General features: G+C 35.5%; 8 protein-coding genes. 4 read left to right on the top strand and 4 right to left on the bottom strand.

What is annotated here, in order from left to right; all coding sequences use genetic code 11:
* The first annotated feature begins 737 nt into the window (after window positions 1-737).
* Window positions 738-3,782, top strand: coding sequence for an efflux RND transporter permease subunit (locus tag AC3WTA_RS22070; protein WP_070169402.1), 3,045 nt, complete (start codon window positions 738-740; stop codon window positions 3,780-3,782).
* A 43-nt stretch (window positions 3,783-3,825) separates the two neighbouring features.
* On the opposite strand, the gene AC3WTA_RS22075 is transcribed toward AC3WTA_RS22070, so the two are convergent.
* The 4 genes from AC3WTA_RS22075 to AC3WTA_RS22090 form a co-directional block, all read right to left on the bottom strand.
* Window positions 3,826-4,350 carry a P-loop nucleotide/nucleoside kinase family protein gene (locus tag AC3WTA_RS22075; protein ID WP_000465765.1) on the bottom strand — a complete coding sequence of 175 codons (525 nt, stop codon included), beginning with the start codon at window positions 4,348-4,350 and terminating at the stop codon, window positions 3,826-3,828.
* A 135-nt stretch (window positions 4,351-4,485) separates the two neighbouring features.
* Entirely contained in the window at window positions 4,486-5,406 is a 921-nt protein-coding gene (pstA, locus tag AC3WTA_RS22080) for a phosphate ABC transporter permease PstA (protein ID WP_000994129.1), read from the bottom strand.
* A gap of 2 nt (window positions 5,407-5,408) precedes the next feature.
* Window positions 5,409-6,299 (bottom strand): phosphate ABC transporter permease subunit PstC, encoded by an 891-nt coding sequence (pstC, locus tag AC3WTA_RS22085; RefSeq protein WP_000676675.1) that lies wholly within the window; start codon window positions 6,297-6,299, stop codon window positions 5,409-5,411.
* A 71-nt stretch (window positions 6,300-6,370) separates the two neighbouring features.
* The gene (locus AC3WTA_RS22090) at window positions 6,371-7,273 is read right to left on the bottom strand and encodes a phosphate ABC transporter substrate-binding protein PstS family protein (protein ID WP_000245097.1); all 903 of its coding nucleotides are present in this window, start codon (window positions 7,271-7,273) and stop codon (window positions 6,371-6,373) included.
* 509 nt (window positions 7,274-7,782) lie between these two features.
* Here AC3WTA_RS22090 and AC3WTA_RS22095 point away from each other — a divergent pair.
* The 3 genes from AC3WTA_RS22095 to AC3WTA_RS22105 are packed head-to-tail and all read left to right on the top strand — an operon-like array spanning window position 7,783 to window position 10,137.
* Window positions 7,783-8,040, top strand: coding sequence for a FeoA family protein (locus AC3WTA_RS22095; RefSeq protein WP_000252989.1), 258 nt, complete (start codon window positions 7,783-7,785; stop codon window positions 8,038-8,040).
* Complete coding sequence (locus AC3WTA_RS22100) at window positions 8,037-8,759, top strand: FeoB small GTPase domain-containing protein (RefSeq protein ID WP_000033857.1); 723 nt, start codon at window positions 8,037-8,039, stop codon at window positions 8,757-8,759. Before AC3WTA_RS22095 ends, AC3WTA_RS22100 begins: the two co-directional genes overlap by 4 nt.
* Window positions 8,737-10,137, top strand: a complete 1,401-nt coding sequence (locus tag AC3WTA_RS22105; RefSeq protein ID WP_000443603.1) for a nucleoside recognition domain-containing protein — start codon at window positions 8,737-8,739, stop codon at window positions 10,135-10,137. Before AC3WTA_RS22100 ends, AC3WTA_RS22105 begins: the two co-directional genes overlap by 23 nt.
* Window positions 10,138-10,158 lie beyond the last annotated feature (21 nt).

A 10,158-nucleotide genomic window follows, 5' to 3' on the forward strand; every position in this document is an offset into this window, starting at 1 on the left:
TAAAGTTAGTTTGTCTAGCATCTAAAAATAAAAATTGACGTTTCACGTTGTTTGTTTCGTTCAGTTTTCAAAGAACTTGTTTGCCGCTCCAGAAGCGACTTCACCATATTAACATCTTCGTTTTTTGATGTCAACTAAGTTTTAAAATTTCTTTTTTGTCGTTTTCTGCGTTTCCGCATCAGCGACGTTTATTAATATACCATCATGATTTTTAAATAACAAGTGTTTTTTTAAAAAAACACAAAAAAATATCCATCCTACTTTCTTCTATATAGAGACGCCTCATCCCATCTACGGAAAACAGCTATTTAAATTGTATACCAATACACTCTAGTTAACCAAACTGTATTTCATAACCCCTTCCTAGATTTTCATTCTCTTCTATATTAACGCCTGATCATTCGCTTCTCTATAGACTAACAATATAAAAAACAAATTAATCCAAACTAAAAAATAGATTCACCACTTCCTACATAAAGCAAACATGCCGATTTTTAGTTTTGTTCCTCCACACAAACTATTAATTGAACGAATCGGTTGTTTACAGACAGCTCGATTAGGTAATAGTCTTATCGCTCGGCGAATAGCGGCATAAATAACGAAATTCCAACAAAAACATTAACTTAAGATTATTGTTAGAATTTTTTTACATTTAATTAATGAAAAATATCCATTTTTTGTTATATAGTAAGAAAGGACGTACTCAACTATAAATAAACCAATGGAGGAATTACTTTATGGATAGGTTAACAAAGTTTTCATTAAAAAACCGCGCTGCTGTTATCATCATGGTTTTTCTCATTTCCGTACTTGGCGTTTATTCCGGATCTAAACTACCTATGGAATTTTTACCAAGCATCGATAATCCAGCAGTCACTGTCACAACCTTATCTCAAGGACTCGACGCTGAAGCGATGACGAAAGAAGTAACTGATCCCCTCGAAAAACAATTTCGCAATTTAGAACACATCGACAGCATCACCTCTTCTACGCACGAGGGATTATCACGTATCGATATCGCGTATACATCCAAAGCAAATATGAAAGACGCAGCACGCGAGGTTGAAAAGGCCATTAACACAATTAAATTACCTAAAGATGCAACGAAACCAATAGTTAGCCAATTAAATACTTCTATGATCCCACTCGCTCAAATTGCTATCCAGAAGCAAAACGGTTTTTCAAAAGCAGATGAAAAGCAAATCGAAAAAGAAATCGTACCACAACTCGAAAGCATTGATGGTGTTGCCAACGTTATGTTTTTCGGAAAATCAACCTCTGAATTATCTATCACACTAGACCCAAACCAATTAAAAGATAAAAACGTAGCAACAGAACAAATATTAAAAGTTTTACAAGGAAAAGAAACTTCCACTCCAGCTGGAGCAATTACCGTTAATAAAGAAGAATATAATCTTCGTGTCATTGGGGATATAAAAAATGTAGATGATATTAAAAACATAACTGTTGCACCTCAAGTAAAATTGCAAGATGTTGCTCAAATTGAACTTAAACAACACTACGATACAATCTCACATATAAACGGAGAAGAAGGAACCGGATTAATCATCATGAAAGAGCCAAGCAAAAATGCAGTTGCAATCGGAAAGGAAATCGATAAGAAAATCAAAGATATAAGTAAACAATATAAAGATCAGTTTTCTATTAAACTTTTAGCCTCAACTCATGAGCAAGTTGAAAATGCTGTTACTAGTATGGGCAAAGAAGTAATTCTTGGAGCAATTGCTGCAACTCTAATTATCTTAATCTTTTTGCGTAACTTCCGAACGACACTCATCGCCGTTGTCAGTATTCCATTATCTATTTTATTAACACTCTTTTTACTACACCAATCTAACATCACACTTAACACCTTAACGCTTGGTGGTTTAGCAGTTGCAGTTGGACGTCTCGTTGATGATAGTATCGTTGTCATCGAGAACATTTTCCGCCGTTTACAAAAAGAATCTTTCTCTAAAGATATTATTCTCGATGCAACGAAAGAGGTCGCCGTCGCAATTACTTCTTCTACTTTAACAACGGTCGCTGTTTTCTTACCTATCGGCCTCGTATCAGGAGTAATCGGAAAATTAATGTTACCTATGGTATTAGCAGTTGTATATTCTATACTATCATCCTTAATCGTTGCACTAACAGTTGTTCCACTTATGGCTTTTTTACTACTCAAAAAAACAAAGCACAAAAAGCCAAGTTCTTCACCACGATATGTCGCTACATTAAAGTGGGCTCTTTCGCATAAATTCATTATTCTACTTACTGCTTTATTATTATTCGTAGGATCAATTGCAGCCTATGTATTACTACCGAAAGCGAACATAAAATCTGAAGACGACACAATGTTATCTATTAATATGACTTTCCCAACTGATTACGCTCCTGAAACGCAAAAACAAAAAGCCTTCGATTTCGAAAAGAAATTACTTTCTAATTCGGATGTAACGGATGTTATTTTACGAATGGGATCTAGCGCAGAAGATGCACAATGGGGGCAAACGACAAAAAATAATCTTGCCAGTATATTTGTAGTCTTCAAGAAAGGCTCTGATATTGATCAATATATTAAAGAGTTAAAGAAAGAACATAAAGCTTTTGAGCCTGCTGAACTAGATTATATAAAAACGAGTTATTCAAGCTCTGGTGGTGGCAACAATTTGCAATTCAACGTAACAGCTACTAACGAAACGAATTTAAAAGAGGCTGCTACTATCGTCGAAACAAAACTAAAAAATATGACTGCTCTCTCTAAAGTAAAAACAAATTTAGAAGACTCTAAGAAAGAATGGCAAATCCATGTTGATCAAACAAAGGCCGAACAACTAGGCTTAACACCAGAATTAGCAGCTCAACAAGTAGCATTCCTTATGAAGAAATCACCTATTGGTGAAGTTTCAATTAATAATGAAAAAACAACTATTATAATAGAACACAAAAAAGAAAACATTACTAAACAAGAAGACATTTTAAACACAAACATACTATCACCTATTAATGGACCAATTCCTTTAAAAGACATTGCAACTATTTCAGAAAAGCAACTTCAAACAGAAGTCTTCCATAAAGACGGAAAAGAAACGATTCAAATTACTGCCGAGGCCTCAAATGAAGATTTAAGTAAAGTAAGCGCAGAAGTAAACGAAACGATAGCTAACTTAGACTTACCTAGCGGCGCAAAAGTAACTATTGCAGGTGCAACTGAATCTATGCAAGAGAACTTCACAGATTTATTCAAAATTATGGGGATTGCAATCGGGATTGTATATTTAATTATGGTTATCACCTTCGGACAGGCGCGCGCTCCTTTTGCAATTTTGTTCTCCTTGCCATTAGCTGCTGTTGGCGGTATTTTAGGGTTAATCATTTCAGGAACACCTGTTGATGTAAATTCCTTAATCGGCGCATTAATGTTAATCGGGATTGTCGTTACAAACGCTATTGTATTAATAGAAAGAGTGCAACAAAATCGGGAACACGGCATGGAAACAAGAGAAGCCTTACTAGAAGCGGGTTCTACTAGATTACGTCCAATTATTATGACAGCTATAACGACAATCGTCGCTATGCTTCCTCTCCTATTTGGTCAATCGCAAGCAGGAAGCATGGTATCAAAAAGTCTTGCCGTCGTTGTCATCGGTGGTTTAGCAGTCTCAACCGTTCTTACATTAGTAGTCGTTCCAGTTATGTATGAACTATTAGATAAAATCGGGAGAAAAAGACGCTCTCGTAGAAAAATAAGCACTTCTACAGAAACACCTGATATTTAAAGAAAAAGGCGTTATCTTCAAGAACGAAGATAACGCCTTTTCTCTACTTACTGATATAATCCATCATTTTTTGAGCATATCGCTCTAGAGGTTTACCAGAATCTACAATAAGACATTCACTATTTAAAGGTCTTTTACTACCATCTAACCACTTTTTAAAAGCTACTTCCGAATCGACTTTTCCAATCTGACTGACCATACGTTTACGTGTTTGTAACCTATTATTAATCTCCTCCATATCATTAAGATAGCATTCAATATATTTATATTTCACACCATGTTTATTAGACAGTTTCATTCCTTTTTCAACCATCCCTTCATATAAACATGGACTATCTAATATAACACTATGCCCTTGTTCTAAATAAGAATCAATCAATGCCCATTCAACATCGTATGATACTCCTCCAACAATTGTCGATTCAACCCCTTTCATTTCTAATGATTGTAACAATGCCGATTTCAAAACGTCATGATTTACAATTACAGCACCCGTTAACTTCGCTATATACTTAGAAACTGTCGATTTTCCCGATCCAGGAAAACCTGACATTTGCAGAAAAAACAAATTAACTTCTCCTCTCACCTGTACCTATTCATCTATATAATCAATTACAAATTCAACAATCATTACATCCATTCCTTCTATATTAAAATACAAAAAGAACTCTCTACTTATAAGTAGAGAGTTCCTCTTTATAATTTATGCCACTTTTGCTTTCTTCGTCGTTTTACTTTTTCTTTTCGTTCCTGTAAAACGCTTGTGCAATATAGATGCTACCAAGCGTGAAATAACGTTGAATAGTAATACCATAATAATTAATACAGCTGCAGATTTTGTCGCAATCAACTTTGCATCCGGAATAACTCCTTCAGAATTTAACTTCCAAATGTGAACCGCTAACGTTTCAGCTGGTCTAAATGGATTTAAAGGATGCGCAGGACTTGAGAAGTCCGCTGCTGAATTTAAAATCGGGGATGTTAAACCCGCTGTGTAAATTAACGCTGCCGCTTCACCAAATATACGACCTGCCGCTAAAATAATACCTGTAATAATTTGCGGTAATGACGACGGAATAATGATACGAGCAATTGTTTGCCATTTCGTTGCACCTAATCCAAGACTTGCCTCTTTTACATTATGAGGCACTTCTGAAATCGCATTTTCACAAACACGTGTTAAACCTGGTAAGTTTAAAATAGTTAAAGCAAGAGCACCGCCCATTACTGTGTATCCCCAACCCGTCATGGTAACGAACACTAACAAACCGAATAAACCAACAACAATCGAAGGTAACGACGCCATTGTCTCAATACATAAGCGAACAAAATTTAAAAAGCGCCCTTGTTTTGCGTACTCTGCTAAATATATTCCAGCCCCTAACCCAAGAGGAATAGATATAACAAGCGTTATAACAAGCATGTAGAAAGAATTGAATAACTGTGGACCAATCCCACCACCAGCTCTTGTATTACTTGGTTCTCCAAACAAAAAATCAGGATCCCAAAATCCCCATCCCTTTTGCAGAATTTCAAACACTAAGAATACTAGCAGAGCTACAACTAAAGCCGCAACCGCATAAAAGATACCTGTCCAAATTTTATTTACCGTTCTTGCATTCATTATTATCGCTCACCTCTTTGCCCAATCGCTCGAATTACTAAAATAAACAGGAATGAAATAACAAGTAAAATCATCGCTAAAGTCCATAGCGCATTATTCCAAGCAGTTCCGTTTAATGTATTTGTCATGTCCATTGTCAAAATACCAGTTAACGTCGCTGTCGGGCTATATATTCCTTCTGGTAATTTAATTGTGTTCCCGATTACCATTTGAACCGCTAATGCTTCACCAAAAGCACGCGCTAAACCTAAAACAACACCTGTTAAAATCCCTTTTTTCGCAGCAGGAACAATCACTCGGCTAACCGCTTGCCATTTCGTTGATCCTAGACCATAAGAAGCTTCTAAATAATCAAATGGAACAGAGCGTATTGCATCAGAAGCGATACTAGCAATAGTAGGTAAAATCATAATACTTAATACAACAATACCCGCAATTAGACTAAATCCCACTCCCCCGAACGAATCACGTAATAGTGGCACTAAAATCGTAACCCCTAATAATCCGTATACAACCGAAGGAATACCAACTAATAATTCTAAAACGGGCTTCAATACTTTATTTCCAAACTTTGGCGAAATTAAATTCATGAATATAGCAAGAGCTATAGCAATTGGTGCACTAATAATAACCGCACCTAACGAAACCACCGTTGAACCTACAATAAAAATCAAAGCCCCGAAGGTTCCTTCGTCAGCATTTGGATTCCATTTTGTCGATGTTAACATCTCAGTAAATGAGATACCACTTTGTGTAAAAGATTGAATACCTTTACCGCAAATAAACGCAATAATAGCTAATGTAATTAAAACAATAAAAATACCACAAAACGTAACAAGCGATCTTCCTATATATTCACTTTTTACGTAATTAATTTGTTTTTTCCCCTTCATCACAGGTCAGACCCCACTTCATAGATTGAAATGAACAGGACTGGCCTTGCAGCCAGCCCCATAAAAATTTATTACTTATTTAATTTAGACATTGGGATGTAACCCATATCTTCTACTTGCTTTTCAAAGTCTTTTCCTTTTACATAATCAATGTAAGCTTTCGTTGCTTCTTTCGCTTCACCTTTTGTTACCATGTACTCGTAAGACCAGAATGGATATTTACCAGACGAAATGTTTTCAACTTTTGGTTCAGAACCATCAATTTTCACTGTTTGTAGCGCACCTTTTTTATCGCCAACCATGTAAGACATTGCTAAATAACTTACTGAACCTGGAGTAGAATTGATCGCTTGCTCTACTGCACCGTTAGAATCTTGTGTTGTACCAGTTCCATCATTAATTTTCGCTTCTTTCATAACTGTCTTTTCAAATGTAGCACGTGTACCAGATGAAGCTGGACGGTTAATTACGTTGATTTTTTCATCTTTCCCGCCTACCTCTTTCCAGTTTGTTACTTTCCCAGTGAAGATATCTTGTACTTGTTGCACTGTTAAGTTATCAACTTTTACATCTTTATTTACGACAAGCGCGAATGCAATACCCGCAACCTTGTTATCTACTAATTCTTTCGCTTTTTCAGCATCTTTTATTTTATCCCCTGATGGAACATCTGAATTACCAATTTGTACTGCACCCGATGCTACTTGGTTAATCCCAGTTCCACTACCGCCGCCTTGCACTTGAATAGAAACTTTTGAATTTTTCTCCATGAATTTCTTTCCAGCTTCCTCCGCAAGAGGTAGAAGAGCTGTAGAACCAGCTGCTGCAATCGTACCTGATAATTCTTGTTTTGTATTATCGCTTCCTTTAGCAGTTTCTTTACTAGCTGTATCATCTGCTTTCCCACATCCAACTAACGCCCCTGCTACCACTAAAGCTGCTAAAGAAAATTTAATACCTTTTTTCATAACCATGTCTTGTACCCCCATTTGGATTATCACTTTTCGAATTCATTTTCTTTCGAACACAAATTCATTGTAGGACAACAATATTATGTGAGTGTTAAGCAATTTTTAATTTTAAGTAAATGACGATAATAACCCTTAAAAGCTAGGAATCCCAACATTTATAGTTAAAGAACCCAACAAAATCCACACGAATTAAGCTGTAATGTAAATTTATTCTTAACAATGTAAATTCAATGTAAATGTTTTTCGCTCTTTTCCCTTTTTAATTAAAAATACATTTACAAATACATTGTATCTTTTAACTTTTACACTCTTACTTTATTTACATTCAACAGAATTTCAGTAATATTTTTTAGTACAACTAAATAAATTGGAACAATTCTAAAAATAAATGAATATTTTTAAAGTACCAATTGACAGCATCATCCAATGTAGTCTACTATATTATTAACAAAAAGTTTACCTAAGGAAACTTTTTAAACTTAAACAAACAATATAGAGATGAGGTAACTTTTATGGTATCGGCTAATACAAAACCACTTTCCGAGTTTAAGACAGGAGAGTTTGTACAAATTGAGAAGATACAATTAGAAGGAACTATGAAACGACGTTTATTAGACTTAGGATTTATCCCTGGGGCAACAATTAAAGTATTACAGCGCAGTCCGCTTGGAGATCCGGTCGCTTATCAAGTAAGCAATACAACTATCGCACTACGTAAGGAAGAAAGTTCCCTTATTTTCGGGGTATTAATAGGAGATGATTTCAGATGAGCAAACATCGTATTGCTTTAGCTGGCAACCCGAACACCGGGAAAAGTACATTATTTAATACTTTAACAGGCTTAAAACAACACACTGGAAACTGGACGGGAAAAACTGTTTTAAAAGCTGAAGGGGAATATGAACATAACGGAAGTAAATATACATTAATAGATTTACCCGGAACTTACTCACTATATTCAAATTCTGCGGATGAAGAAGTAGCAAGAGATTATATTATATTTGAAAAACCAGAAGTAACTGTAGTTGTTATAGATGCAACTGCAATGGAAAGAAATTTAAATTTAGCTCTCCAAGTGATGGAAATGACAAGCAATGTAGTCATTTGTATTAATTTAATTGATGAAGCGGAGAAAAAAGGCATCGTTATTGATGAAAAGAAATTAGCAAAATCGCTCGGTGTACCTGTAGTTAAGATTTCTGCTCGTAACCGAGTAGGTATTGGGCATTTGCTAAGCGTTATCGCTAAAGTAGCAAATAAAAAATTAATTCCAACACCAATTAAAATTTCTTACAGTGAAAAAATCGAAAATATGATTCAGGAATTAGAACCACAAATTTATAAAGTGTTCGGTGATATGTATCCAGCACGTTGGATTGCGTTACGTATATTAGATGGAGATAAAAATTTCTTAACTACACTTCAAAAACACCATAATGAACCGCTTGTAAGGGAGGTCGTAATGAATGGAATCTCACTCAGCCAGTAAAGCTCTTCCATTAGACTATATTATTCAACATGCACAAACACTCTCAAAAGAAGATATACGAGATGATATTGTCGGAGATATTTATCGAACATCTGCAAGCATATGTAAAGAGTCTGTTCAATATACAAATACTGATAAATTGTATCGTTCTGAAAAACTAGATAAAATTTTCACATCTCCAATCTGGGGATTTCCAATTATGCTCGGTATTTTATCTATTATTTTTTATCTTACAATTGCAGGTGCTAACGTACCATCTGATATGATTGCTGAGTTTTTCGGATGGGCCGAAGGATATTTAACATCTTGGTTCCAGGCAGCACATGCACCCGAATGGCTACATGGCATTTTAATACTTGGTTTATTCCGTGGTATCGGTGCTGTTATTAGCGTTATGTTACCACCTATGGCAATCTTTTTCCCTATGTTCGCACTATTAGAAAACTACGGATACTTACCACGTGTCGCTTTTAATATGGATCGCTTATTCAAACGCTCCGGTGCACATGGCAAACAATCTTTAACAATGGCAATGGGATTTGGTTGTAATGCAGCCGCTATTATGTCAACGCGTATTATTGAATCACCACGTGAACGTATGCTTGCAATCTTAACAAACAACTTCGTTCCTTGTAACGGTCGCTGGCCTATGTTAATTTTAATGGCTTCATTATTTATGGCCGCTGGTTATACAGGTAGTATGCAAACATTAGTTACTGCTGGCGTTGTAGTTGGAATGGTTGTAATTGGTGTTATTATGACATTAACTGTTTCTTGGGTACTATCAAAAACAGCTTTAAAAGGTGTGCCAACTCACTACACTCTTGAGTTACCACCGTACCGTAAACCAAAAGTTTGGAATACAATTGTACGTGCAACACTCGATAAATCAATTTATGTTTTAAAACGAGCTGTTGTTGTAGCTGCCCCTGCTGCTGCATTAACTTGGTTACTAGCTAATATTTTCATCGGTGACACAAGCTTACTTATGTATTTTGTAAACTTCCTAGATCCGTTCGCTAAAATGTTAGGACTTGATGGATTTATTTTAGCTGCATTCATTCTTGGACTACCAGCGAATGAAATTGTTATCCCTATTTTATTAATGTCTTATTTATCAACTGGAGCTTTAACTGAAATAGACGATTTTAATCAAATTAAAAATCTATTCTTAGAAAATGGTTGGACTTGGTTAACAGCGTTAAACACAATGTTGTTCTCACTTCTTCACTTCCCATGTGGAACAACACTGGTTAACATATATAAAGAAACAAAAAGTGCAAAATGGACATTCTTATCGTTTGCAATCCCTACCGTTATCGCCATTGTTGTGACATTCCTCTCTACACAGTTGGTACATTGGTTAGGGCTTGTATAAAAGCAAAGCATACATAGAAGG

This window comes from Bacillus sp. EB106-07-01-XG149 (assembly GCF_058791555.1).

Bases quoted from the DNA above. Each gene is read 5' to 3' on its own strand.
- AC3WTA_RS22070 (WP_070169402.1), top strand. From the start codon at position 738: ATGGATAGGTTAACAAAGTTTTCATTAAAAAACCGCGCTGCTGTTATC.
- pstA (WP_000994129.1), bottom strand. From the start codon at position 5,406: ATGAATGCAAGAACGGTAAATAAAATTTGGACAGGTATCTTTTATGCG.
- pstC (WP_000676675.1), bottom strand. From the start codon at position 6,299: ATGAAGGGGAAAAAACAAATTAATTACGTAAAAAGTGAATATATAGGA.
- AC3WTA_RS22090 (WP_000245097.1), bottom strand. From the start codon at position 7,273: ATGGTTATGAAAAAAGGTATTAAATTTTCTTTAGCAGCTTTAGTGGTA.
- AC3WTA_RS22095 (WP_000252989.1), top strand. From the start codon at position 7,783: ATGGTATCGGCTAATACAAAACCACTTTCCGAGTTTAAGACAGGAGAG.
- AC3WTA_RS22100 (WP_000033857.1), top strand. From the start codon at position 8,037: ATGAGCAAACATCGTATTGCTTTAGCTGGCAACCCGAACACCGGGAAA.
- AC3WTA_RS22105 (WP_000443603.1), top strand. From the start codon at position 8,737: ATGGAATCTCACTCAGCCAGTAAAGCTCTTCCATTAGACTATATTATT.